The organism is Nonomuraea sp. NPDC048882, assembly GCF_040649755.1.
GTDB classification, from domain to species: Bacteria; Actinomycetota; Actinomycetes; order Streptosporangiales; family Streptosporangiaceae; genus Nonomuraea; species Nonomuraea maheshkhaliensis.
Genome location: NZ_JBEZGB010000027.1, coordinates 89,754 through 112,849 on the forward strand (window position 1 = coordinate 89,754; position 23,096 = coordinate 112,849).

Sequence of the window (23,096 nt, forward strand, 5' to 3'; positions counted from 1 at the left end):
AGGCCCGTCAAAGCAGGCCACGTCTCGTAAAAAGGCAGACGCCAAGCCCATCGCAGGCCGCGTCCCATCGAACAAGGAGATCTCATGTTGCCCTGGTCCGCCGAGCTGGCCGGACGGCTCGATCACCACGTCGTCGACAGCGCGCTGCTGCGGGGCAACCCCTTGGGCGACCCGCACGAGCGCCCCCTGGTCGTGTACGTCCCGCCGGGCTACGACGACGACTCCGAGCGCCGCTACCCCTCCATCTACGTGCTGCTCGGCTACACCGGCCACGTCGCCATGTGGTTCAACCGGGCTCCGTTCCGCCAGCCGTACCCGGAGCTGGCCGACGCGTTGTTCGCCGGCGGCGACGTGCCGCCCGCCATAGTCGTGTACGTCGACGCCTGGACCGCGCTCGGCGGCAGCCAGTACCTCGACTCGCCCGCCACCGGCCCCTACCACTCCTACCTGCGCGACGAGATCGTCCCGTACGTGGACGCGCACTACCGGACGATCGCCGACCGCGACCACCGTGCCGTCACCGGCAAGTCCAGCGGCGGCTACGGCGCCATGGTGAGCGCCATGCTGGCGCCCGACGTGTTCGGCGCGCTGGCCACGCACGCGGGCGACGCGCTGTTCGAGGTCTCCGCCCGGCCGCACTTCCCCGGGCTGGCGCGCAGGCTGCGTGACATGTACGACGGCTCGTACGACACGTTCCTGACCGACTTCCGCGGCCGTCTGGCCGGCACCAAGGACGGCGACCTCGAACTGCTGGAGATGTACGCCTACTCGTCCGCCTATTCCGCCGACGCCGACGGGACCGTGCGCCTGCCGTTCGACGACACCGGAGCCGTCGTGCCCGAGGTCTGGGAGCGCTGGCTCGAACGCGACCCGGTCATCATGGCCGGCGAGCCCCGCTACGCCGAGGCGCTGCGTTCGATGCGCGCCATCTGGGTGGACGCGGGCCGCCGCGACGAGTACTTCCTCGACTTCGGCGCCGTGGCGTTCCACCGGGCCGTGGAGGCGGCGGGCGTGCCGGGCGAGCGGATCCACTTCGAGCTCTTCGACGCCGGGCACGGCGGCATCGAGTACCGCTACCCGCCGGCCCTCGCCTGGTTGTCGCGCCGGCTCAGCAAGTGAACCCCGCCCGGCCGTGGCGGTCACCGGCGGGTGCCGGTGACCGTTAGGCTGCCGCAATGGAACTGAAGGACCAGGTACGCGAGCTGCGCCGGCAGGGCCGATCTCCCAAGGAGATCGCCCGCGCGCTCAAGGTGTCCCCGTCGGTCGTCGCGCCGCTGGTGCGCGCCATCGCCGCCGAGACGGCCGACGCCGCGGAGGGCGGCGCCGAGGCCGAGGTCGTCGGCTGCTGGATCAACGCGGGCTGGAGCGAGGGGCTCGGCTTCGACCCGAGCACCGGCTGGGTCGACGACGCCCCCGACTCCGGCGCCGGCGGCGCGGTCTCCGTGCTCATCGCCCGCCGCCACACCTGGGACCGGCTGCACGTCTGCGGCTACCTGGCCGACGTCTACTGCCTGGGCGTGAAGAACGTCATCGGCCCCGACGTGCTCAACGACCGCGACCTCGTCCGCTTCCGCGAATACTTCTTCGGCGAGTACGCGGGCTGGCAGGAGGTGCCGATCGAGCTGGTCAGGCAGCTGGTGTACGGGTCCGTCGACTACGCGCGCACGCTCGGGTTCGAGCCGGGCGACGGCTTCACGCTCGGCTCCGAGCTGCTCGGCAAGTGGGAGGGCGGCTCGACGATCACGTTCGGCCGCTCCGGCAAGCCCTTCTACCGGGAGGGGCCGCAGGACGACGGGGCCAAGATCGTCCGCAAGCTGCGGCGTCGGTTCGCCGACGACGAGTTCGACTACGTCCTCGCGGGCCAGTGACGCGCTTCGGTCATAGCGGGACGGTGACGCGTTTCGGCTGCGTCAGCGCAGGCCGGTGACGCGCATCGTCAGGTTGAGCCGGCCGGAGGCCAGCCCGGTGGCGGGATCGCCCGTCCCCGGGTAGACCTTCGGCACGCCGTGGTAGGCGAAGCGCGACGGCCCGCCGAACACGAACAGGTCGCCCGAGGCGAGCCGCACGTCGGTGTACGGCCGGCCGCGCGTCTCGGGGTTGCCGAAGCGGAAGAGACAGGCGTCGCCGATGCTCAGCGACACCACCGGGGCATCCGACTTCTCGTCCTTGTCCTGGTGCATGCCCATCTTCGCCTGGCCGTCGTAGAAGTTGATCAGGGCGGTGTCGGGCTCGTACGCGCTGGGCTTGTACGCGCCGGGCTTGTACGCGCCGGGCTCGTACGGCTGCGGCGCGGTCACTCCGCCGTCGGCGCCCTCGGCGCGGGCGGCGGAGCTGTAGGCGTCGGACAGGGCGCGGCGGCCCAGGTCGGCCAGCCACCCGGGGAAGTCCGCGACCTGCCGGCCGTTCACGTCGTGGGCCAGGCGGGTGTAGCGGTACGGCTGCCAGTGCCAGCCCAGGCAGACGGTCTGGACCGACATGACGCCGCCCCTCGGCAGCACGGTGTGCCGGATCGGCACGGGGCTCTGGGCCCAGGCGCGGCAGGCTTGGACGAGGTGGCGCTGCTCGTCGAGGGTGAGCCAGCCGGGCACGTGGACCGCCCCGGGGGCGATCTCACGCGGGGGGAGCGGGATCACGATATTTCCCGAAAAATCACGTTTCGGCCGATCTGCCAGGCATTTCCGTCGTGGTCGGCACCGCGCATGCCCTCCAGTGTCCCAGGCGGGGCCAGCGCGACCGCGCGGGCGGTGGCCGCGAAGCCGTACGTACGCGCAGGCTCCCACTCCGTGCTGCGCCGCAGCCGCTCGCTCATGCCGGCCCACCCGCGCGGCGCGCCCGCCACCACCCAGGCGTCCGGCTCACCCGCCGTGAACCGCCTGGCCTGCCGCAACCAGGAGGCCGCCTGCTCCGGCCAGCCGACCACCGCCAGCACCGTGCCGGCCCAGGCCCGCGCGAACGCCTCGGCGGCGGGCCCGCCGTCCCGCCCGTGCCCGATCACGACCGTCCGGGCGCGTTGCGCCCGGACAAGCTCCACAACCCGCGCCAACTCCTCCGCGCAGAACCCGGCTCCCGCCGTTCCGGGCGTCACTTGGCGTCGTGGAAGACGAGGCCCAGCGTGTGCCGCAGGCCGGAGCGTACGGTGCTCACCCCGTGCCGCACCGGCGCGGCCGACCAGCCGCGCGACGACCGGACCGGCCGGTCCCGCGTGGTGAAGATCAGCCCGTGCCCCTGCGGCAACAGGGTCACCGTGCCCCGCGACTGCGCCCGGGGCCGCTGCTCGACCAGCAGGAACTCGCCCCCGGTGTAGTCCGCGCCCGGCCGGTCCAGCCCGATCACCACTTGCAGCGGGAAGACCAGGTCCCCGTACAGGTCACGGTGCAGGGCGTTCCAGTCGTCGCTGCGGTAGCGCAGCAGGATCGGCGTCGGCCGCTTCTGACCGGCCGCGTGGCACATGTCCAACCATTCCCCGAAATCGTCCGGCCACGGCGCGGGCTGCCTCAGCCTGGCCGCCCAGTCGCGGGCGATCGGCAGCAGCCGGGGATAGAACGCCGCCCGCAACCGTTCGACCAGTGGCGGGAGCGGATGATCGAAGTAGCGGTACTGCCCGGCGCCGAACCGATAACGCTCCATGTCGATGGTGGCCCGGAAGAATCCGGCCTCCTCGTACAGCCCGGCGATCTGCCCGCATTCCTCCGCGGTGAGCACCTGCGGCGTCAGCGCGCACCCGTACGCGTCCAGCTCCCCGGCCAGCCCGGCCCAGTCGGCCCGCTCCAGAGTCCTCATCATGAGGCGCTCCAGAGCTGAGGCTGCAGCACGCCTTCCAGCGTGAGCAGGGCGTGCTTGCGTTCGAGGCCGCCGGCGTACCCGGTCAGAGCGCCGTTCGCGGCGACGACGCGGTGGCAGGGCAGCACGAGGAGCAGCGGGTTCGCGCCGACGGCCGCCCCGACGGCGCGGACGCGGTCGGCGGGCGCGCCGATGCGCGCGGCCAGTGCGCCGTAACTCGTCGTCGTGCCGTACGGGAGCGCCGCCACCGCCGCCCACACCCGCTCGTGGAACGCGCTGCCCTCCGTGCGGAACGGCAGCTCGAACGCGGTGCGGTCGCCCGCGAAGTACTCGCCGAGCTGCCGCTCCGCCTCGGCGAACGCGCCCGGCTCCCGCCGCCACCCCGCCCGCGCCGAGGTCACGTCGAACGACACGCGGGTCAGCACGGAACCGTCCCCGGCCAGCAGGATCTCCCCCAAGGGGCTGTCGATCGTGGTGTAGATGTCCATACCTGTTACAACACCGCCGCCCGCTCACAGGTCGGCGGTTTTCGGACCTCGCGGCACCCCCTTTTCCCTCCGCATTGGACGATCATCGAACGGGCGGCGTACCCTCACCGCAATGGCGAGCTAGGAGTGAGCATGGCCGAGTCGCGCGAGCACACCTTCACCGGCGCCAAGGGCCGCAACACGGTCCGCGAATGGCCCCATGACCGGCCTCGATACGTCGCCGTCCTGGTCCACGGCTATGGCGAGCACATCGGCCGCTACGAGTACGTGGCCGACCGCCTCGTCCGCCACGGCGCCGCCGTCTACGGCCTCGACCACATGGGCCACGGCAAGTCCGAGGGCGACCGGGTGCTCATCGAGGACTTCGAGGACGTGGTCACCGACGTGCACACCGTCGAGGAGCGAACCAGGGACGACCATCCGGGCGTCCCCGTCGTCGTGATCGGCCACTCGATGGGCGGCATGATCGCGGCTCGTTACGCCCAGCGTTACGGCTCCGGTCTGACCGCACTCGTCCTGTCCGGGCCGGTGATCGGGGAATGGGCGATCGTGCCCGAACTGCTCACGTACGAGGAGCCGCCGGACACCCCCATCGACCCCGCCACCCTCTCCCGCGACCTGTCCGTCGGCGCCGCGTACGCCGAGGACCCGCTGGTGTGGCACGGGCCGTTCAAGCGCACGACGCTGGAGGCGTTCGCGACGGCGCTCGACACGATCGCCAAGGGCGGCACGTTCGGCGCCCTGCCCACGCTGTGGGTGCACGGGGACGACGACCAGCTCGTCCCGCTGCCCGGCAGCCGCTCGGGCATCGACGCCGTCAGGGGCGGCGACCTCACCGAACGCATCTATCCGGGGGCCAGGCACGAGGTCTTCAACGAGACGAACAAGGACGAGGTGCTGGACGACGTGACCTCCTTCATCGACCGCACCCTCCCCACCTGACCCCGCGCGAACGCCGGCCTTGACCACCACTCGACGACGGGCCCGGTCGCCGGGGTCACTTGACGAGCAGCCAGGCGTGACCCGAGCCGCTGGTCCGGGTGAGCTCGACCTTCCAGCAGCCCGCCTTCGGGAACACGAACCCGGTGCCCCACTCCTGCCCGGGCCGCCTCCAGGTCGATCCACCGTGCTGCTCAGGGCCCCACGCCAGCCTGGCCGTGCGCCCGTCCGGGAGTGTGGCGCGTACCCGCAACGGCCCTTCGCCGGTCATCCGCCACACGATCTTGATCTCCTTGTCCCGGCTGAGCGGCGGCGGCCCGACGAACAACAACCCCCACAACTCGGCACCCGCCGCCGTCCCCCGCACCTCGGGAAACCCCTCACCCAGGAAGACCGGCGTACCGTTACACCCCTTCCCCTCCGTCACCACGGGAGCCGGCTCGCTCGCAGAAGGAGCCGCCGGGGTCCCTTCAGGGGTCGCCGTGACGCTCGCACCTGCGGCAGCCCGGGACGTACCGGAAGCCTTGGCACCGACTTCACCCGAGCCGCCCCCACCACCCGCACATCCCCCGACCGCCGCCACCACCACCGAACAGACCGCCAGCACCCGCAGCACCCTCATCACCACAACAACCCACCCCTTCCCGTCACCTCCCTTACTCGCGCTCAGCGGAAAAGGTTCTTGGCGGGGCCGGTAGCAGCGATCACCCCTCGAACACCGGCAGGGTGAGCGACGACGGATGCTCCGCGTCGTGGAAGATCTCGAAGCGCGTCGGCCGGGTCCGCACCGCCTTCCCCACGGGCTCCCCGGTCCCGTGGTTGCGCGCGAACCGGGGGAACGCCCCGCCCGCCACCTGCACCCGCAGCCGGTGCCCAGGCTGGAACCGGTACCCGGTCGGCTGCAGCTCGACCTCGGCCCTGACCACGCCCGCGCTCCCGGTCGGCAGTCGCAGGATGCCGTCGGTGACGTTGCGCGACACGCCGTCCCGATCGACGTCGCACAACCGGACGAACAGGTCGGCGTGCCCGGTGTCGGTGCGTACGTGCACGGTGGCCGAGACGGGCCCGATCAGGTCGAGCCGGCGGGGGAGCGGCGCCCCGGTGTAGACGAGCACGTCGGGACGGGCCTCGACGGCGCGGTTGTCACGCTGCTTCGACTCCCGCATATCGAGCAGCGGCCCGCCGGCCGAGCGCGTGGGATGCGCGGGATCGTAGGTGAAGCCGTCGGGCCCGCCGGTTCCCGGTCCGTCCCAACCGAGGGCCCGCCGATCGAGCAGATGCAGCTCAGCCGGTACGGACCGCGGCGGCGGCCAGTCGTCGAAGTCGAGCCAGGCGCCGGCTCCTTGGAGGTAGAGCCGTACCGGGGAGCGCTGGAGCTGGGCGGTGTCCCCGAGCAGATGCGCCGACAGCCAGGACACCTCCTCGGCCAGCAGCGCCCGCAAAGCGCCCAGGTCGTGCCCCCAGGGGCCGATCAGGATCCGGCTGTGCCGCCCGGCCGCGCGCAGGGCCGCAAAGTCACGTAGCTGCGCGGGCAGGAGCAGATCCCACCAGCCGGTCACCATGCTGGTCGGCGTTGTCATCGTGACGGCGGCGGCGGTGTGGTCGGTGTCGGCCCAGAAGGGGTCGTCCGCCTCGGTGTGGGCGGCGGCGTCGCGCAGGAACGGCACCCGCTTGCCGATGGCGGCCACGTCGGACCGGCCGATCGGCACGTGCGCCATGGCGCGCCGCACCCGGCTCTCCCGGCGCGGGTTCGGCAGCAGCCCGCTCAGCCACGCGTCCTCCTGCGTGCCGAGCAGCGCCGCCCAGGTCAGCAGGTTGTGCAGGGCGAAGACGCCGCCCGGATAGAACGTCGTCCTGAACTCGCCGGCCGTCACCCCCAGGCACATCGCCTCCAGCGGAGGATCGAGGTAGGGGCCGATCGCCCACTGCGTGTACCCGAGGTAACTCGCCCCCGCCGTCGCCAGCCTTCCGTCGCACCAGGGCTGCTCGCGCAGCCAGGCGGCGGTGGCGAGACCGTCCCGCCGCTCCTGGTGGAAGGCCGAGAACCGGCCGCCCGAGCTGAACGTACCCCTGACGTCCTGCACGACCACCTGCATGCCCCGCCTGGCCAGCACGCGGGCGGTGCCCGTCATGTCGAGCTTGTGCTTGCCGTACGGAGTGCGCATCAGCACCACCGGCAGCGGCTCGGACCCGCGCGGGCGGTAGCGGTCGGCGCGCAGAACGACCCCGTCGGGCATCGGCACGCGCAGCTCACGGACGACCTCGATGTCAGGCGTCGTGGCCTCGGGCAGACCGAGGAGTCGGTCGAACAGCCGGCTGAGCATGCCCATCAGACTCTCCCGAGGGGACCGTCGCCTTGAGGCGACGGGGGAATTGGGAGCGGGAGGGCCGTCAAGGCCCGAGCGTGCAGTGACCTGTCAGGTCCGCGCATCAGAGGTCTCCGTTCATCGCGCGTTAGATGGATAGCACGGTTATAATGATCGTGTGACTCGTCAGGTGCGCACTTCCCCGGGCGCGGCGTACGACCTCGGATACCACGTGGTGTGGTGCCCGAAGTACCGGCGCCCGGTCCTCGGCGGCCGGGTGAAAGACCGCCTGGAGGAGTTGATCCGCGCCAAGGCCGACGAGCACGGCTGGGAGATCGTGGCGCTTGAGGTGATGTCCGACCACGTGCACCTGTTCGTCAGGTCCCACCCGAAGAACTCGCCGTCGTACGTGGCCAACCAGTTCAAGGGGTTCACCTCCCATTACCTGCGCGCCGAGTTTCCGCACCTGCGTTCCCAGCTGCCCACGCTGTGGTCGCGGTCCTACTTCGTGGCCACGGTCGGCGCGGTGTCGGCCGAGACGGTGCAGCGCTACATCGAGACGCAGGACGAGCGGCCGTCCAAGGGCGGTGGCCGTGCGTAGGTCGTACAAGTTCCTGCTGCGCCCCACCAGCAAGCAGGCGGGGGCGCTGGCGGCATGTCTGGAGGACCACCGCACGCTGTACAACGCAGCCCTTGAGCACCGGCGTACGGCCTACGCCAAGGCGGGCGTGAGCGTCCGATACGGAGACCAGTCGGCCGAGTTGAAGCACGTCCGCGCCGACGACACCGGCGGGCAGGGCCGGTGGTCGTTCTCCTCTCAGCAGGCCACCCTGCGGCGGCTCGACAAGGCGTTCCGCGCGTTCTTCGACCGGGTCAAGGCCGGGCGTACGCCGGGGTTTCCACGGTTCAAGGGGCGTGGCTGGTTCGACTCGGTGGAGTGGCCGAAAGACGGCGACGGCTGCCGGTGGGACTCCCAGCCCGAGCACCCCTCTGCTACATTCGTGCGCCTCCAGGGCATCGGGCACGTCCGTGTCCACCGGCACCGGCCGGTCAGGGGCCGGGTCAAGACGATCAGCGTGAAGCGGGAAGGCTCCCGCTGGTATCTGGTTCTGTCGTGCGACGACGTGCCCGCCGAGCCCATGCCCGCCACCGGCGCGGTGGTGGGCATCGACATGGGCGTGGCCTGTCTGGTCACCACCAGCGACGGCGCGCACGTGGCCAACCTGCGCCATCTTGCTACGACCGCTGATCGTCTCGCGGAAGCCCAGCGCAACCTGGCCCGCAAGAAACGCGGGTCCAAGCGCCGCCGTAAGGCCGTCGCACGGGTGGCCGCCCTGCACGCCAAGGTCCGCCGCCAGCGGATCGACGGGGCACACAAGACCGCGCTGGCGCTGATCCGCAACTACGACATGATGGTGCACGAGGACCTGCGGATCACGAACATGACCCGCAGCGCGTCCGGCACGATCGATGCTCCCGGCCGGAACGTCGCGCAGAAGTCCGGCTTGAATCGCAGCATCCTGGACGCGGGTTGGGGGGTGTTCCTGACGATCCTCGCGCACAAGGCTGAAAGCGCCGGTCGAGAGCTGATCGCGGTGAACCCTGCCGGCACCTCCCGCACGTGCGCCCGCTGCGGGCACTGCGCGAAGGAGAACCGCCTCACCCAAGCCTCGTTTGCTTGTACGGCGTGCGGGCACGCCGCGCACGCCGACGTGAACGCGGCCAACAACATCCTCAGGGCGGGGCTTGCCCTTCGCCAGGCTGCGGAAGCGGCTTAGCGAGAAGCCGCTCCCTTCAGGGAGTGGAGGAGTCACGACAGATCCTTTCGCTCACGGCGGCCCAGAGTACGACTCACCATGCCGCAAATGCGGACATACCCGACACCGACTCGGAAACGCTCGCACGGAGACGATGACTTTTCCGCCCGCCCTGGGTCTGCACCTACGAGGAGGCGTTATGAGCGAGCAAGGAAGGGCGCTGGCGGCGGGCGTGGCGCTGCTGGAACGCGCCATCGACTACACCCTCGGCAGCCTGCACGCTGTCACCCCATCCGCGCTCTGCCGCGCCACACCGTGCGCCGGCTGGAACCTGCAACGGCTGCTGGACCACATGACCGACTCCTTGCAAACCCTCAACCAGGCCGCCACCGGCCCCATCCCGCTCCCCCCGATCCCCACTAACTCCGGCTATCCCTGCCCCCCACAGCAGGCCCCCGGAGGAAGCATCGCTACCAACCCCGACGGCCGATTGATCGGGCCGCCGTCACCATGTTCGCCGTCACCATGTTCGCCGTCACCATGTTCGCCGTCACCATGTTCGCCGTCACCGGGATCGCTGTCGCCTGGGCCGCTGTCACCCGGCCTGCGGTCACCCAAGCCCTTGCCCCCCGGATCATCGTCACTCGGACCGTCGTCACTCGGACCGTCGTCACCCGGACCGTCGTCACCCGGGCCGTCGTCGCTCGGGCTGCCGTCACCCGCCCCGACATGGGTGGGCAACCCGGCTCTCCTGGTGCGGGACGGCGCCACGGAGGTGCTCGGGCGATGGGCCGCCATGGCCGGCGACGACCTCGTCCCCGTAGGAGACCGGCACCTGACCAGCCCGATGGTGGCCGCGATCGGCGCCATCGAGCTCACCGCGCACGGCTGGGACGTGGCCAGGGCCTGCGGCGAACACCGCCCGATCCCACCACTCCTGGCCGAGGAACTGCTCGACCTGGCCCGCCTGTTCGTCACCGCCCAGGACCGCCCAGGCAGATTCGCCCCACCAGTGCCAGTCCCCGCCCACGCGACGCCGCAGGACCGCCTCCTGGCCCACCTGGGCCGCCACTCGGACTGGTTCCCGCACTGCTGACCGCTTGCCCGGGCACGTTCTCCCTACCGGTGGCCGTGCCCGCCTACGCGACGCCGCAGGACCGCCGCCTGGCTCGCCTCGGTCGTCATCCCGACTGTTCGCCAACAACTGACCGCCATCCGGGCGGGTTCGCTCCAGGTGCCGGTGTCCGGGTACGCGTCGGTGCAGGACCGCTGGCTGGCTTATCTGGGTCGCCGCCCGAACTGGTTCCGCCTACAACCCCTCGCCCGAGCATGTAGGCCCACCGGTGTCTGTGCTCGGCTACGCGCCGACGCAGGGCCGCCTGCTGCTCCTCTGGGGCGCCGCCCGGACTGGTTCGCCCTCGGCTGGGCCTGGCTGAGCCCTCGGCTGAGCAGCGGCGGTGCCCGGCAGTTCCAGCTGGGCCCAGCGGCTGAGCAGTGGCGGCCCTGCCGACCCTGGCTGAGAGGTGGGCCGTGGGGCGAACTAAAGGCCAGGTCGTCGGGCGGGCGGAGGGGAGCAGAGGGCCGACGGGTGGGAGTGGCGTGGTGGTGGCGACGGCCGCACGAAGAACGGTCGTCGCCACCACGTTGGCCGGCCTGTCCGCGTCGGATCCGACGCGCCGCTTCGCGGATCGGGCCGGACGGGTTTCCGTCCCCCCTTGGCACGGTGCGGCCTGCGTGGGCTTCCCGGCCGTGGTGACCGAGCGTCCGTTACCGATCTTCTCACCGTATCGGTCGTGACGTCGCGTATTCGCTTATAGCCGTGCCGGAACCAAACGTCTGGCTTTGTCGTACAGGATGATCGTACGGCGTAGGAGCGGTTGATGTGAGGGCGGGTGGGGCCTCAGTTGTGGCTGAAGTAGCCCGGGGTGACGGCCCAGCTGTGTACGAACCAGTCCGGATAACAGCTCAGCTGCACGCGAACCAATCTGGGCGGGGGCTGGGTCCTGGGCCAACAATCGGAGTGCCGACCGGGATGGGCCAGCAGTCGGGTCCTGCGGCGTCGCGTAGCCGGGCACAGGCATCGGTGCTGCTGGATGGGCGGTCAGCAGCACGGGCGGCGACCAAGGCGGGCCCGCAGGCGGTCCTACGGAGGCGTGTAAGCGGGCACAAGCACCGATGCCCCGAACGTACTCGGGTAAGGGTCAGTTTGAGGGCTCAGTCGCGGCTCAGTCCGGGGCTCGGCTGAGGGCTCAGTCGCTGCTCGGTCGGGCCCAGCTAGGGGTTAGCCGAGGCTCGGCTGCTGCTCAGGCTGGGGTTCGGCCGAGGGCGCAGTTGCTGTTCAGTTGGCCCAGTCGGGGGTTCGGCTAGGGCTTAATCTTCTGGTTCGTCGGCTTGGAGGACCTTCAGGACCTGGTCTCCGTATTTGGCCAGTTTGTTTTCGCCGACGCCGTTCACCTGGCTCAGCTCGGCCAGTGTGGTGGGCATGCGGGTGGCGATTTCGCGGAGGGTCGCGTCGTGGAAGATGACGTAGGCGGGCACCCCCTGCTCCTTGGCGGTGGCTCCGCGCCAGGAGCGCAGGCGCTCGAAGACGGGGGCGGCTTCGGCGGGGAGTTCGGCGGCGGTCTGGGCGGACTTGCCGCCGGAGGAGGCCACCTTGGCGCGGGCCGGGCGGGCGGTTTCGCGGCGCAGCATGACCTCGCGCTGGCCGCGCAGCACGGCGGCGCTGTCGTCGGTCAGCACCAACGCCCCGTAGTCGGACTCCACCGCCAGCAGCCCCTGGGCCAGCAACTGGCGCACCACCCCGTGCCATTCGGCGTTGCCCAGGTCGTCGCCGACTCCGAACACCTTGAGGGTTTCATGGCCGTGCTGCAGCACCTTGGCGGTCTTCTTGCCGAGCAGGATGTCCACCACCTGCCCGACCCCGAACTTCTGCCGCCGCTCCCGCGCCAGCCGCAGCACCGTGGACAGCACCTTCTGCGCCGGGACCGTGCCGTCCCAGGAGGCGGGCGGGGTCTGGCAGGTGTCGCAGTTGCCGCACGGCTGCGAGCCCTTCTGCCCGAAATAGTCGAGCAGCATGATGCGCCGGCAGGTGACGGTCTCGCACAGCGCCAGCATCGCGTCGAGGTGGAGCACCTGGCGCCGGCGGTGTGCCTCGTCGCCCTCCATCGCCATCCGCCGGTGCTGCACCACGTCGTTGAGCCCGTAGGCCATCCACGCCGTGGCGGGCAGGCCGTCGCGGCCCGCGCGCCCGGTCTCCTGGTAGTAGCCCTCCAGCGACTTCGGCAGGTCGAGGTGGGCCACGAAGCGCACGTCGGGCTTGTCGATGCCCATGCCGAACGCGATCGTGGCGACCACGATCAGCCCCTCCTCGCGCAGGAAGCGGGACTGGTGCAGGGCACGGGTCTGGGCGTCGAGCCCCGCGTGGTACGGCACCGCCGCAATGCCGTTGTCGACCAGGAACTCGGCCAGCTTGTCGACCGAGGAGCGAGACAGGCAGTAGACGATGCCCGCATCGCCGGGATGCTCCGTGCGCAGGAACTCCAGCAACTGGCGCTTGGGCTCGCTCTTCGACGCGATGCGATAGTGGATGTTGGGCCGGTCGAAGCTGGCCACGAAGTGGCGGGCCTGGTCGAGGCCGAGCCGGGAGGAGATCTCGGCATGCGTCGCGGGGGTGGCGGTCGCGGTCAGGGCGATGCGCGGGACGTCGGGCCACAGCTCGTGCAGCCTGGACAGCTCCAGGTAGTCGGGACGGAAGTCGTGCCCCCACTGCGCCACGCAGTGCGCCTCGTCGATGGCGAACACCGAGATGTCGCCCTTGCCGAGCAGCCGCAGCGTGGAGTCGACGCGCAGCCGCTCGGGGGCGAGGTAGAGCAGGTCGAGCTCGCCGGCCAGGAACTCCGACTCCACGAGCTGCCGCTCGTCGATACTCTGGGTCGAGTTGAGGAACCCCGCCCGCACGCCGAGCGCCCGCAGCGCGTCGACCTGGTCCTGCATGAGCGCGATCAGCGGTGAGATGACCACCCCGACGCCCCGGCGCACCAGCGCGGGGATCTGGTAGCAGAGCGATTTGCCGCCGCCGGTGGGCATGAGGACGAGCGCGTCGCCGCCGGCCACGACATGATCGATGATCTCCTGCTGGCCCTCACGGAACGCGTCGTAGCCGAACACGCGGTGCAGGACGTCGGTGGGGGTATCCATGCGGCTACCTTACGTGTTCGTGGGAGGGCGGGTCGTCGTTTCCGCCCACGGCAGACGGCCGACTGATTCCCCAATTTTTCGTGGGTCCGTGGGTGCCGTCGCTTCCGTGGGTGCTGTCGAGTCCGGGTTGCTGTTCGGGTCCGTGGTCCTGCGGGTTCCGTGGGTTCTGTCGGTTCCGTGGGTTCCGTCGGTTCCGTGAGTCCTGTGGGTTCCGTGGGACCCCTCGATCGTAGGCCGGGGCGGGTTCGTGCGCGACCTGAAGCCGCTCAAGCCCCCATGCGTCCGTACGCGACCCGAAGCCGTCCCAAGCCGCGTCCGTACGCTGTCCGAAGCCCTTCAAGGGCGCGCCGGCATCCTGCCATACAGAAGCAGTGACAGGGCCCCGAGGCTACAGGCCGTCGCGACCGCGGCCATCACCGCCGGGTAGCCCGCGACCTGCGCCAGCCCGGCCGCCAGCAACGGCGCCACCGCCTTGGCCACGGTGATCGGCAGCGCCAGAGCCCCGCTCAGCGACCCGTACGCGGCCGTCCCGTACCGGTCCGCCAGCAGCGCGGGACGGGCGATCGTGGACACCCCGAAGCCCAGCCCGAACAGCACCACCGCCACGACAGCCCCGCCCACGCTGCGCCCGGTCAGCGGCAGCAGCACCGCCGCCAGCCCCTGGAGGGCGAACATGACGGCCGTGATCGTCGCCACCGGCCAGCGCGTCTGGAGGCCGGTCGTCACCAGCCGCCCGGTCACGGACAGGACGCCGAGCAGCCCGGCCACGCCGGCCGCGAACACGGGTGCGTGTCCCAGGGTGATGAGGTACGTCACCAGCAGCACCCCCATGACCGCCAGCGCGCCCGTCTGCGTCAGGAAGGCCGCCACGAGCAGCCAGAACGGCCGTTCGCGCAGGGCAGTCGCGACGATCTCCCGCCGCGCGGCGTGGGGCGGCGCCGACCGGCTGCGCAGCGCCAGCCCGTGCAGGGGCACGGCGGTCAGCGCGTAGCCGGCGGCTAGGACGACCAGGGCCTGCCGCCACCCGTACAACTCCACGAGGAACCCGGTCAGCGGCAGGAAGATGCTGGAGGCGAACCCGGCCACCACCGTCACCGCGAGCAGCGCCCGCGCCCGCCGTTCCGCGTCGAACCAGGCCACGATCACCGCGAACGCCGCCTCGTACAGCACCATCGACGACGCCACCCCGAGCAGGCCGCAGGCGAGGTAGAGCTGTGTCACCGTACGGACCTGCGACCAGGCGAGCACGGCCAGCGCGCCCAGCACCGAGCCGAGCGTCATCAGCCCGCGTCCGCCGCGCCGGTCGAGCAGGCGCCCGACGAGCGGCGCGGCCAGGGCGGACACCAGCACCGCGAACGTGAGCGCCCCGGTGAGCTGGGCGACCCCGGCGTCCAGGTCGCGCGACATGGGCGGGATGAGCACCGAGTACGCGTAGTAGAGGACACCGTAACCGGCGGTCTGAGTGATCGCGAGTGCGCCGATCATTCGTGCGGACGTGCTTCGGGCGGCGGGCGCGATCACCTTTGATTGGTTCCCGTTCATGAGCAGGCGGACTCGGTGATACATGTCACTTTGTCCAAAGGCGGCCTCAACGACAGGCGTCCCGGGACGGGTCCGCCCCGAGCGGCGCTGCCGGACATAGCGTCGGAAGCATGAGCATTTCCTATGTGGTCACAGGCGGCGGGCGCGGGATCGGCAGGGCCGTGGTGGAGCGGCTGCTCCAACGCGACGGGCACTCGGACAGGCACACGGACAGGCACGCGGGCGGGCGCACGGACGAGCGCACGGTGGTGGTCGTCGAACGCGACAAGGAGGCCCTGTCCTGGGCCGGCCCCCGGGTCGTCCCCGTGATCGGCGACGCGGCCGACGAGGAGGTGGCGGCCTGGGCGGCCGATCTGGCGCAGGAGTCGGGCACGCTGGCGGGCTGGGTCAACAACGCGGCCGTGTTCCGCGACCTCTCCGTGCACTCGTCGCCGATCGCCGAGGTCAGGGCGCTGATCGCGGCCAACCTGGACCTGGCGGTGGTGGGCTGCGCGACCGCCGTACGCCACTTCCTGACCGCCGGCACCCCTGGCGCCATCGTCAACGTCACCTCGCACCAGGCCACCAGGGCGGTGCCCGGCAGCCTGCCCTACTCCACGGCCAAGGCCGCCACGGAGGGGCTGACCAGGGCGCTCGCGGTCGAGTACGGCAGGCACGGCATCCGGGTGAACGCCGTGGCCCCCGGTTCGGTGGCGACCGAGCGGTACCAGGATTTCCTGGCCGGCCTGACTCCGGAGGAGGCGGCGCGGGTGGAGGCCGACCTGGCCAGGCTGCACCCGCTCGGCCGGGTCGCCGCGCCGGCCGAGGTGGCCTCCGTCGTGGCCCACCTGCTCTCCGACGACGCCGCCTTCGTCAACGGCGCGACGATCCCCGTGGACGGGGGCCGGACCGTGCTCGGACTGGATCCGGAAGCCAGGGAATGAAAACCGTTGTCACCTGGTTGCAGGAGCCATGAGAAAGAACCTGCACCCCGCCTACCGTCCGGTCGTCTTCCGTGACCCGAGCGTCGGCTTCGCTTTCCTCACCCGCTCGACCCTGACCAGCGACAGGAGCATCGAGTGGGAGGACGGCAAGACGTATCCGGTCATCGACGTGGACGTGTCGTCCGCCAGCCACCCCTTCTACACGGGCCGTGGCCGCATCCTCGACACCGCCGGCCGGGTCGAGCGGTTCAACCAGAGGTACGGCAAGGCCTGAGGACGCTAGATGCCCATGGTGTCGGCCAGTGAGTCCATCTCCGCGGTCAGCAGCGTGGTCGTCCGGTGTCCCATCCCGGCGAACTGCCCCTGGACCTCCAGGCTCAGGACGCCCTGGAGCCGGCTCCACACCATGATGGTCCCGGTCAGCGCCGTGGCCGGGTCGCCGTCGGGCGCGTACGCCCGCACCCACTCGGCCACGGCGGGAGTCTGCTCCACCCAGCCCAGCATCTCCTCCCGCAGCGGCTCCACAGCGGGCCCGCACCGTCCCTGCCCGAACACCGGCAGGAACGGCCCCAGCACGTCCCTGGCCCGATCGACGCTCTCCGGCGGCGCCTGGTAGCCGGGCGACGGCGTGCCCGCGAGCAGTTGGAAGACGTGCGGGTTGGCCGTGACCCAGGTCAGGAAGGCCCCCCCGAGCCCGTGCAGGCGCTCGCGCGGCCCGCCGTCGCGGATCCCGGCGCGTACGGCAGCCGCCAGCTCCGCGTAGCCGTCGAGGATCAGGTCGGTGAGCAGGCTGTCGCGGCTGTCGAAGTACTTGTAGAGCGCGGGCCCGGTCATGCCCAGCTGCTTGGCCACCGCGTTGAGGCTCAGCGCCGCCGCCCCGCCGCCGCCGATCTGGGCGAGCGCGGCCTGCTTGATCTCGCTCTTGACCTGCTCCCGGTAGCGCTGCCGCGGTGTTGACATCCCCTCATTATCCGGGCTCATCAACACCCGTGACGTCATCCGCCCGCACGACGCGAGCCCGCACGTGACGTCATCCGCCCGTACGACGTGAGCGGCGGTGCCGCAGCACGGCCAGGTCGATCGCGGCGACGACGGCCACCGCGGCGGCGATGAGGGCCTCCCAGACCCAGACCTGCGCGCCGGTGCTCATCGCGAGCACGGCGAAGACGACCGCCGCCACCACCCCGAGCACGAGCGCGACGAGCGACAGGACACGACGCGCGCCCAGCGGGCTGCGCGCGGTGACCGGCTCGGTGCCCGCGCGGTTGCGCAGCCACATGATCGCACTCCTCTCAGTATCAGTCTCAGGCTCAGATCAGGATCAGTCTCAGGATCAGGCGGGATCAGGCCAGGCACCTCAGCGCGGCGGCGACGCGCGGGTCGAGGCCGTGGGAGGCGGGCAGGCGGCCCACTGTGGCCTCGACGAACTCCGGGTACGACAGCGTGGCCGTGACACCGTCCACGGCCGCCACGATCTGGTCGGCCGACTGCTCCACCCGCACCTTGGCGTCCTGCTCGGCGAGCACGAACCGGCCCACCGCCACCCGCCAGGCCAGCCGGCCGGGGGCCTCCTGCGCGGAGACGGGCGCGCCGACGTCGTCGGCGTGGGTGGCGTACTCGGAGTCGTAGTGGAAGGCCTGCCGGCCCGTCGGGTACGGCCCCGCCATCGTGTCGAGCAGGGCGTCGGGGCCGAGGGCGCGCATCTCCTCGCGGGTGGCGCCGTTCTGCGTCCGCCACTCCTCCAGGACCTCCTCGATGGGAAGCTCCCTGCGCTGCCGCACGCACCACTCGTTGAAGTCGTTGTAGCCGCCGATCCCCTCGTCGGCCAGGCGGCTCAGCAGCTCCTGGACGGAGCCGTGCAGGCAGGCCTGGTTGTACAGCTCCTCGCCGGCCAGGTGCGCCAGCACGTCGCGGACCGTCCAGCCGTCGCAGCGGGACGGGCGCAGCCAGCCGGCCTCGTCGAGCCCCGAGAAGTGCCGGTCGAGCCGGGCGGCCTCGGCGTCGAAGATGTCGAACGGGTTGAGGTCTTTGAGCAGGTCGTCGGGCATACCCGGGACGCTACCCGTCAGGTGCCGACTTTCACGACCTTGTCGCCGATGGCCGACTTGACCTTGGCGTACTCGCCGGCGCAGGAGGGCGCGCGCTCGGGCGGGACCCAGCCGCCCTTGGCGATCCGGTCGTACTTGGCCGGGTCTGTGCCGTACAGCAGGCAGGCGAACGTGGCGGACTCCTCCATGCCGGACAGATGGCCGATGCCCGCGTGGCCGGCCAGCAGGTGGCGGGCCTCGGCGGCGGCCACCACGCGCTTGGGGGCGTCGGCGGCCAGCGCGAGCGCCGCGAACTGGTCGGCCTGCGCGTCGCTGTCGGGCAGGCCGTTGAGCGTGGTCAGGGCGTGGCCGAGCTGGTGGTGGAAGAGCACGGACAGCGCGCCGTCCATGCGGTGCTCCTCGGCGTGCTCGCCGGTCTCCTCGGTCTCGGAGATGCCCTTGATCGTGTCGCGTACCTTGTCCACCAGCGAGTAGCACAGGGTGATCCGGCGCTTGTCGTGGTTCCAGCGGGCGGCGGGCTCGTCACAGTCCTGGGCGACGATCTCGACGCGCTCGGGCAGCCGGAGCCGCGTCTTCAGCACGCCGCTGTCCTTCAGCAACCGCCTGGCCTCCTCGGCGCCGCGGGAGCCGGGCTGCTCGTAGCGTACGGACAGTTCCGGGGCGGGGGCCGTCACCAGCGTGCTCGTCACGCTCAGGACGAGGGCGATCACCGGGTGCGGCATACGGGAGCTCCTTAGGGGGATCGATCAATGCAATGGGACTCACCATGCGGCGATTAAATGATCGATAAACCTTGGGAAAGGTAAAGACTCCCGGGAATGCCGGAGGCCCGGCCCACGAATGGGCCGGGCCTCAGACAATCTGGTGACTATCGACGCCAGGAGTAGACCCGCACGTAGTCGGTGCGGCTCGTGGTGCCCTCGAGCTCACGGTCGCCGTTGTAGACGGCGCGGAACGTGCCGCTCTTGTAGGCGCGCGTCTTGGCGAAGAACTTGCCACTACGCGAGGTCCAGTCGCTGGCGACCCACTTCCAGGCGCTGGAGCCGTTGGCGCGGTAGTAGATGCTCACGCGCTCGCCGCGGACGCCGTCCCAGTCGAAGCGGCTTTCGCGCTCCAGCAGGGTGCCGGAGAAGTAGATCGACCGGCCCTTGCGGACCTTGGAGGGGTCGGCGCTGAAGCGGGAGATCCGCGTCTGGGCCTTGTCCTTGGCGATCTCGACGGCGAAGAACGCCGAGTCCTCGGCGAGCTTCTTGCCCTCGCCGTCGAAGGCCACGGCGGTGGCCTTCCACTTGCCGGCCGGGTCGTTCTTGTTGAAGCCGATGGCGTAGCGCCAGCCCTCGAGCTCCTTGAGGCTCTTGCTGCGCATCGTGTGGAAGCCCTCGGCGGGGGCCACGCTGAACTCGACCTTCTTGACGTCGCGGCTGGCGCCGACGTCGAAGTACGCGGTCGTCTCGGCGTCGCCCTTGACCACGACGGGGTTGGGGCTGATGTCCCGGATGACGAGACGGGTGTCGTGCTTGGTGGTGGCGGCGGAAGCGGCGCCCGCGCCGGTGACGAGCATGGATCCGCCCACAAGGGCGGAAAGGATTCCTACTGCGATCTTCTGCATGAGGGTGCTGATTCCTCTCCCCGTATAGACAACTTCAGACCCGGCTCGGGGGGCCGGGTCCCTCTACTACTTTGAGTCATCAGTTGGGGAAAAGGTTCGCTAAAGTTGCAGAAAATATTTGATCACAGGTTTAACCTGGGACGATGTCCAAAAAATCCCTTTTGAGACTGCCCGAGCCACTACAGTCTGGCGCATGACTGACGTCTACACCCTGGGGGAGGCGCTGGGGGTCGTCTCCAGCGGGCGGGTCCGCCACGAGAGCGAGGCCAGACTGGACGTCTGCGGGCCCGAGTTCACCCTGGCCATCGCCCTGGCCAGGCTCGGCCACCGCTCCGCGTACCTGGGCAAACTGGGCGCCGACGAGCTCGGCGCCAGAGCGCTCACCGCGCTCAGAGGCGAGGGCGTGGACGTCCTCGACGTGCGCGTGGCCGAGGGCACGCGCACGGGCCTGGTCCTGAGGGAGACACGCGTGGGGCGCGAGCCCAGGATGATCCACTACCGCGCGGGATCGGCCGGCTCGCTGCTCACCCCCGGGAACGTGCCGATCGACCGGATCGCCGCGGCGAAGATGCTGCACGTGACCGGAATCACGGCCGGCCTGGGCAGGAACGCTCTGGAAGCCGTGCGCGCCGCCGTGAGCGCGGCCAGGAACGCCGACGTGGTGATCTCCTTCTCCGTCGAGTACGTCCCTGAGCTGTGGCCCTCCGTACGGGAGGCCGAGGAGGTGCTCAGCGAGCTGGCCTGCGCCTCGCACCTGCTCTTCCTCCGCCAGGACGAGCTCGACCTGGTCAAGCCCGCCCTCACCCCCGAGCGCGAGGTCGTGGTCGACCGGGGCGCCAAGGGCGCCAGCGTCCGGGCCGACCGGATGCGGTACGACGTGCAGGGCTGGCAGGTCCCCATCGTGGACACCTCGGGGGCGGGGGAGGCGTTCGCGGCCGGCTACATCAGCGCGGCGCTCGACGGCCTCACCCCCCAGGAACGCCTGCACCGCGGGGCGCTGCTGAGCGCCGCCGCGGTGACCAGCGCGAGCGACTGGCAGGGGTTGCCCACCAGAGCCGATCTGTACGGTTAGTTCACATTCAGGGTGAAGGTCGAGGTCGTGTTCCTGATGTCGGTGTGGTTGTTCGCCAGCCTGAGGCCGTTGATCGTGGCCGACCCGATCGCCGGGCCCTGACCCGGCTCGGGCAGCTCGTTCACCCAGATGCCGAAGCCGGACTTGGCGTCGAACGCGTCACCGCTCTTACGCGCCCCGCTGATCGACACGTTCGTGAAGATCGTGTCCCTGATCGGGTTCAGCGGGGTGGTCGGGTTCTGGTAGCCGGTCTGGAACATGATCCCGCTGTACGTCGGGTCCACGATGTCCAGATTGCTGACCCGGATGCCCTGGAACACCTTCGAGGAGGAGAACACCCACAGCGCCGGGAACGTCTGCTGTCCCCAGAAGTGCCCGCCCGCCCGTACCAGCGAGATGTTGTCGAACGTCGTCGGCGGGCTGGCGCCGAAGCCGTGCATCGGGTAGCCGAAGTCCAGCGAGCTGATCGTGATGCCCGAGTACACCAGCGTGTCGGCGATGTAGATGTTTCTGAACGTGTTGTCGTAGCCGCCGTACACGGCCAGACCCGCCGCCCGCCAGGTCAGTAGCGAGGTGAGGTTCTCGAAGACGTTGCCGGTCTGCTCGCCGGAGTTGTGGTCGGTGGCCGAGAACAGCGCGAAGCTGTCGTCACCCGTGGAGCGGGTCTCGACGTTGGTGACGTGGTTGCCGGTGCTGCCGTTGGTCAGGTTCAGGCCGTCGGCGAACACGTTCCTGATCCGCGCGTTCCTGATCGTCAGGTTGTCGGTGTTCGTGCCCCACAACATGCAGACCTGGTGCTCGATCCAGACGTTCTCGATCGTCAGGTTCGCCACGTTGGTCAGGTCGAACACCTTGCCGGGGCCGTCGATGCGCTCGACGTAGTTCCCGAAGTAGGCGAAGCCCGCGAACGTGGTGCCGTTGGCGGTGGCGTCGGCGCGGAAGCCGACGTCGGTGTTCTGCTGCCCCGAGGGGGCGTGGAACCTGGTGAACCACGGGCCGGCGCCGACCACCTTGATCGCCTTGCCGTAGACCTGGAACTTGCCGGTCGTCTGGTAGTCGCCGGCGGGCAGGTAGACGCCGGTCAGGCTCGCGTCCATCCGGGCCTTGTCGAGGGCGTTCTGCACGTCCTGGTGCCCGAAACCGGCCGGTACGGCGTACTTCGCCGGGTCCGGGTTGCCGGCCTGGGTGACCTGCTCGAAGTCCACGAAGTCGATCGCGTAGGTGGAGGTGTTGGCCGCGTCCTTCTGCAGCCTGATCCTGGCGCCCGCCGGGACCGTGGTGCCGAGCAGCAGGTTCGCCTCGTCGTAGATGTGTCTCGGCGGGCCTGAGCCGGGGTTGTTGTTCGGGCTCGACTCGGCCCCGTACAGCCAGGCGTAGCGGGAGGTGAGGTTGACGGCCTTGAGGAAGCTGCCGTTGACGTAGACGTTCAGGGTGGAGTCGATGCCGCCGCCGCCCGGGGCGTCGGGGATCGAGAAGCGGGTGACCAGGCTGTTCGTCGGCGCTCTGGTGGTGAACTCGACGTAGGCCCCGGTCTGGCCGAGCGTCACCGCGCGCCGCCCGGAGGCCTCGCCGGCGATCGTGCCGACGTCCCTGCTGGGGCCGACGCGGGTCGCGCCGCCGCCGACGGCGGCGTCCTCGGCCTCGTACGTGTCGTACGGCATGCTCGCGCCCCGCCCGATGAACAGCGGCAGCGTGCTGGTGTTGTTGGCCCGCTTGACCGGCAGCTCGTTGGCGTCGTCGGCGAGCACGGTGCGCACGGTGTACTTGCCGTCGGCGGCCGTCCACGTGCCCAGGGAGACCGGCGCGGTGGTGGCTCCGGCCGCGATGGCGCCGCTCGCCGACCCGGTCAGCGTCCTGACGACGGTGCCCGCGTCGTTGAGCACGGTGAGCGTGATGCCGTGGGAGCCCCCGCTGGATGCCACGGTGCCCTGGTTCCTGATCGCGACCGAGAACGTCACCGTGGTGCCCGCGGCCGGGTTGCCCGGCGTCCAGGAGACCGGGGAGGCGATCAGGTCGGCCGTGTCGACCGGCCGCACGGTCAGCGTGCCGGTGGTGGAGTTGTTGCCCTCGTTCTGCTCGGGGACCGCGTTCTGCTCGTCCACCCTGGCTTCAAGCTGGTACGTGCCCGCGTCCCTGACCCCGATGCTCGCCGACACGGTCGCGGTCGCCCCTGCGGCCAGCGCGCCGACAGCGGCGGTGCCGACCTTGCTGTCCCCGGCGTAGAAGGCCACCGAGGTGGCGGCGGAGGCGGCGGTGCCGGCGTTGCGCACCGTGGCCGACAGCGTCACCGCGTCGGTCTCGACCGGTGAGGCCGGGGAGGAGGTCAGGCCCGACACGGTCAGGTCGGGGTTGGGTGCCGGGGTGCCGAAGATCTGGAACTCGGCGACCTGGCCGCCTGGGGCGCCGGTGTTGGCGGTGAACTGCAGGCGGACGTC

The 23,096-nt window shown here is 70.7% G+C and carries 23 protein-coding genes; 9 read left to right on the forward strand and 14 right to left on the reverse strand.

Annotated features, from left to right (window positions below):
* The first annotated feature begins 84 nt into the window (after nucleotides 1-84).
* Complete coding sequence (locus tag AB0C27_RS51315) at nucleotides 85-1,119, forward strand: alpha/beta hydrolase-fold protein (RefSeq protein WP_357861796.1); 1,035 nt, start codon at nucleotides 85-87, stop codon at nucleotides 1,117-1,119.
* 56 nt (nucleotides 1,120-1,175) lie between these two features.
* A complete protein-coding gene (locus AB0C27_RS51320) occupies nucleotides 1,176-1,868 on the forward strand; it encodes a helix-turn-helix domain-containing protein (protein ID WP_357861798.1) in 693 nt (230 codons plus the stop codon).
* Between the two features lie 42 nt (nucleotides 1,869-1,910).
* Here AB0C27_RS51320 and AB0C27_RS51325 read toward each other — a convergent pair whose 3' ends face one another.
* The 4 genes from AB0C27_RS51325 to AB0C27_RS51340 are packed head-to-tail and all read right to left on the reverse strand — an operon-like array spanning nucleotide 1,911 to nucleotide 4,268.
* A complete protein-coding gene (locus AB0C27_RS51325) occupies nucleotides 1,911-2,636 on the reverse strand; it encodes an alpha-ketoglutarate-dependent dioxygenase AlkB (RefSeq protein ID WP_357861840.1) in 726 nt (241 codons plus the stop codon).
* A complete protein-coding gene (locus AB0C27_RS51330; RefSeq protein WP_357861800.1) occupies nucleotides 2,630-3,031 on the reverse strand; it encodes a hypothetical protein in 402 nt (133 codons plus the stop codon). The genes AB0C27_RS51325 and AB0C27_RS51330 overlap by 7 nt, the downstream gene beginning before the upstream one ends.
* Nucleotides 3,032-3,081: 50 nt before the next feature.
* Complete coding sequence (locus AB0C27_RS51335) at nucleotides 3,082-3,783, reverse strand: 2OG-Fe(II) oxygenase (RefSeq protein WP_357861802.1); 702 nt, start codon at nucleotides 3,781-3,783, stop codon at nucleotides 3,082-3,084.
* Nucleotides 3,780-4,268 (reverse strand): methylated-DNA--[protein]-cysteine S-methyltransferase, encoded by a 489-nt coding sequence (locus tag AB0C27_RS51340; RefSeq protein WP_357861804.1) that lies wholly within the window; start codon nucleotides 4,266-4,268, stop codon nucleotides 3,780-3,782. The genes AB0C27_RS51335 and AB0C27_RS51340 overlap by 4 nt, the downstream gene beginning before the upstream one ends.
* Nucleotides 4,269-4,400: 132 nt before the next feature.
* On the opposite strand from AB0C27_RS51340, the gene AB0C27_RS51345 reads away from it, so the two are divergent.
* A complete protein-coding gene (locus AB0C27_RS51345) occupies nucleotides 4,401-5,210 on the forward strand; it encodes a lysophospholipase (RefSeq protein ID WP_357861805.1) in 810 nt (269 codons plus the stop codon).
* A 55-nt stretch (nucleotides 5,211-5,265) separates the two neighbouring features.
* On the opposite strand, the gene AB0C27_RS51350 is transcribed toward AB0C27_RS51345, so the two are convergent.
* Entirely contained in the window at nucleotides 5,266-5,634 is a 369-nt protein-coding gene (locus AB0C27_RS51350) for a hypothetical protein (protein ID WP_357861807.1), read from the reverse strand.
* Between the two features lie 277 nt (nucleotides 5,635-5,911).
* Nucleotides 5,912-7,537, reverse strand: coding sequence for a CocE/NonD family hydrolase (locus tag AB0C27_RS51355; RefSeq protein ID WP_357861809.1), 1,626 nt, complete (start codon nucleotides 7,535-7,537; stop codon nucleotides 5,912-5,914).
* A 166-nt stretch (nucleotides 7,538-7,703) separates the two neighbouring features.
* Between AB0C27_RS51355 and tnpA the strand changes: the two genes are divergently transcribed.
* The 3 genes from tnpA to AB0C27_RS51370 all read left to right on the forward strand — a co-directional run bounded on the left by tnpA (nucleotide 7,704) and on the right by AB0C27_RS51370 (nucleotide 10,366).
* Nucleotides 7,704-8,114 carry an IS200/IS605 family transposase gene (gene tnpA / locus AB0C27_RS51360; RefSeq protein ID WP_357861842.1) on the forward strand — a complete coding sequence of 137 codons (411 nt, stop codon included), beginning with the start codon at nucleotides 7,704-7,706 and terminating at the stop codon, nucleotides 8,112-8,114.
* Nucleotides 8,107-9,291, forward strand: coding sequence for a transposase (locus tag AB0C27_RS51365; RefSeq protein WP_357861811.1), 1,185 nt, complete (start codon nucleotides 8,107-8,109; stop codon nucleotides 9,289-9,291). Before tnpA ends, AB0C27_RS51365 begins: the two co-directional genes overlap by 8 nt.
* A gap of 733 nt (nucleotides 9,292-10,024) precedes the next feature.
* A complete protein-coding gene (locus AB0C27_RS51370) occupies nucleotides 10,025-10,366 on the forward strand; it encodes a hypothetical protein (RefSeq protein WP_357861813.1) in 342 nt (113 codons plus the stop codon).
* A gap of 1,274 nt (nucleotides 10,367-11,640) precedes the next feature.
* On the opposite strand, the gene recQ is transcribed toward AB0C27_RS51370, so the two are convergent.
* On the reverse strand, nucleotides 11,641-13,467 hold the full coding sequence (gene recQ, locus AB0C27_RS51375; RefSeq protein ID WP_357861815.1) for a DNA helicase RecQ: 1,827 nt from the start codon (nucleotides 13,465-13,467) through the stop codon (nucleotides 11,641-11,643).
* A 336-nt stretch (nucleotides 13,468-13,803) separates the two neighbouring features.
* On the reverse strand, nucleotides 13,804-14,952 hold the full coding sequence (locus AB0C27_RS51380) for an MFS transporter (RefSeq protein ID WP_357861817.1): 1,149 nt from the start codon (nucleotides 14,950-14,952) through the stop codon (nucleotides 13,804-13,806).
* 167 nt (nucleotides 14,953-15,119) lie between these two features.
* On the opposite strand from AB0C27_RS51380, the gene AB0C27_RS51385 reads away from it, so the two are divergent.
* Nucleotides 15,120-15,932, forward strand: a complete 813-nt coding sequence (locus tag AB0C27_RS51385) for an SDR family oxidoreductase (RefSeq protein WP_357861819.1) — start codon at nucleotides 15,120-15,122, stop codon at nucleotides 15,930-15,932.
* A 28-nt stretch (nucleotides 15,933-15,960) separates the two neighbouring features.
* Entirely contained in the window at nucleotides 15,961-16,206 is a 246-nt protein-coding gene (locus tag AB0C27_RS51390; protein ID WP_357861820.1) for a type B 50S ribosomal protein L31, read from the forward strand.
* Between the two features lie 5 nt (nucleotides 16,207-16,211).
* On the opposite strand, the gene AB0C27_RS51395 is transcribed toward AB0C27_RS51390, so the two are convergent.
* The 5 genes from AB0C27_RS51395 to AB0C27_RS51415 all read right to left on the reverse strand — a co-directional run bounded on the left by AB0C27_RS51395 (nucleotide 16,212) and on the right by AB0C27_RS51415 (nucleotide 19,589).
* On the reverse strand, nucleotides 16,212-16,892 hold the full coding sequence (locus AB0C27_RS51395; protein WP_357861822.1) for a WHG domain-containing protein: 681 nt from the start codon (nucleotides 16,890-16,892) through the stop codon (nucleotides 16,212-16,214).
* Nucleotides 16,893-16,962: 70 nt separating this feature from the next.
* A complete protein-coding gene (locus AB0C27_RS51400) occupies nucleotides 16,963-17,211 on the reverse strand; it encodes a DUF6343 family protein (protein ID WP_357861824.1) in 249 nt (82 codons plus the stop codon).
* A 64-nt stretch (nucleotides 17,212-17,275) separates the two neighbouring features.
* Nucleotides 17,276-17,980 carry a maleylpyruvate isomerase family mycothiol-dependent enzyme gene (locus AB0C27_RS51405; RefSeq protein WP_357861826.1) on the reverse strand — a complete coding sequence of 235 codons (705 nt, stop codon included), beginning with the start codon at nucleotides 17,978-17,980 and terminating at the stop codon, nucleotides 17,276-17,278.
* Between the two features lie 17 nt (nucleotides 17,981-17,997).
* Nucleotides 17,998-18,702, reverse strand: coding sequence for a DUF4344 domain-containing metallopeptidase (locus AB0C27_RS51410; protein ID WP_357861828.1), 705 nt, complete (start codon nucleotides 18,700-18,702; stop codon nucleotides 17,998-18,000).
* Nucleotides 18,703-18,848: 146 nt separating this feature from the next.
* Nucleotides 18,849-19,589, reverse strand: a complete 741-nt coding sequence (locus AB0C27_RS51415; RefSeq protein WP_357861830.1) for a hypothetical protein — start codon at nucleotides 19,587-19,589, stop codon at nucleotides 18,849-18,851.
* Nucleotides 19,590-19,782: 193 nt separating this feature from the next.
* Between AB0C27_RS51415 and AB0C27_RS51420 the strand changes: the two genes are divergently transcribed.
* Nucleotides 19,783-20,661 carry a sugar kinase gene (locus tag AB0C27_RS51420; protein WP_346104631.1) on the forward strand — a complete coding sequence of 293 codons (879 nt, stop codon included), beginning with the start codon at nucleotides 19,783-19,785 and terminating at the stop codon, nucleotides 20,659-20,661.
* On the opposite strand, the gene AB0C27_RS51425 is transcribed toward AB0C27_RS51420, so the two are convergent.
* Nucleotides 20,658-23,096: CARDB domain-containing protein (locus AB0C27_RS51425; RefSeq protein WP_357861832.1), on the reverse strand; the 2,439-nt coding region annotated here is incomplete at its 5' end. The two genes, AB0C27_RS51420 and AB0C27_RS51425, sit on opposite strands and share 4 nt — an antisense overlap.

What these genes read in the sequence shown, in the direction of transcription:
- AB0C27_RS51420 (WP_346104631.1), top strand. Translation starts at nt 19,783, where the DNA reads ATGACTGACGTCTACACCCTGGGGGAGGCGCTGGGGGTCGTCTCCAGC.
- AB0C27_RS51410 (WP_357861828.1), bottom strand. Translation starts at nt 18,702, where the DNA reads ATGCCGCACCCGGTGATCGCCCTCGTCCTGAGCGTGACGAGCACGCTG.
- AB0C27_RS51415 (WP_357861830.1), bottom strand. Translation starts at nt 19,589, where the DNA reads ATGCAGAAGATCGCAGTAGGAATCCTTTCCGCCCTTGTGGGCGGATCC.
- AB0C27_RS51315 (WP_357861796.1), top strand. Translation starts at nt 85, where the DNA reads ATGTTGCCCTGGTCCGCCGAGCTGGCCGGACGGCTCGATCACCACGTC.
- AB0C27_RS51320 (WP_357861798.1), top strand. Translation starts at nt 1,176, where the DNA reads ATGGAACTGAAGGACCAGGTACGCGAGCTGCGCCGGCAGGGCCGATCT.
- AB0C27_RS51355 (WP_357861809.1), bottom strand. Translation starts at nt 7,537, where the DNA reads ATGGGCATGCTCAGCCGGCTGTTCGACCGACTCCTCGGTCTGCCCGAG.
- recQ (WP_357861815.1), bottom strand. Translation starts at nt 13,467, where the DNA reads ATGGATACCCCCACCGACGTCCTGCACCGCGTGTTCGGCTACGACGCG.
- AB0C27_RS51395 (WP_357861822.1), bottom strand. Translation starts at nt 16,892, where the DNA reads ATGTCAACACCGCGGCAGCGCTACCGGGAGCAGGTCAAGAGCGAGATC.
- AB0C27_RS51390 (WP_357861820.1), top strand. Translation starts at nt 15,961, where the DNA reads ATGAGAAAGAACCTGCACCCCGCCTACCGTCCGGTCGTCTTCCGTGAC.
- AB0C27_RS51400 (WP_357861824.1), bottom strand. Translation starts at nt 17,211, where the DNA reads ATGTGGCTGCGCAACCGCGCGGGCACCGAGCCGGTCACCGCGCGCAGC.
- AB0C27_RS51380 (WP_357861817.1), bottom strand. Translation starts at nt 14,952, where the DNA reads ATGATCGGCGCACTCGCGATCACTCAGACCGCCGGTTACGGTGTCCTC.
- AB0C27_RS51340 (WP_357861804.1), bottom strand. Translation starts at nt 4,268, where the DNA reads ATGGACATCTACACCACGATCGACAGCCCCTTGGGGGAGATCCTGCTG.
- AB0C27_RS51405 (WP_357861826.1), bottom strand. Translation starts at nt 17,980, where the DNA reads ATGCCCGACGACCTGCTCAAAGACCTCAACCCGTTCGACATCTTCGAC.
- AB0C27_RS51345 (WP_357861805.1), top strand. Translation starts at nt 4,401, where the DNA reads ATGGCCGAGTCGCGCGAGCACACCTTCACCGGCGCCAAGGGCCGCAAC.
- AB0C27_RS51335 (WP_357861802.1), bottom strand. Translation starts at nt 3,783, where the DNA reads ATGATGAGGACTCTGGAGCGGGCCGACTGGGCCGGGCTGGCCGGGGAG.
- AB0C27_RS51385 (WP_357861819.1), top strand. Translation starts at nt 15,120, where the DNA reads ATGAGCATTTCCTATGTGGTCACAGGCGGCGGGCGCGGGATCGGCAGG.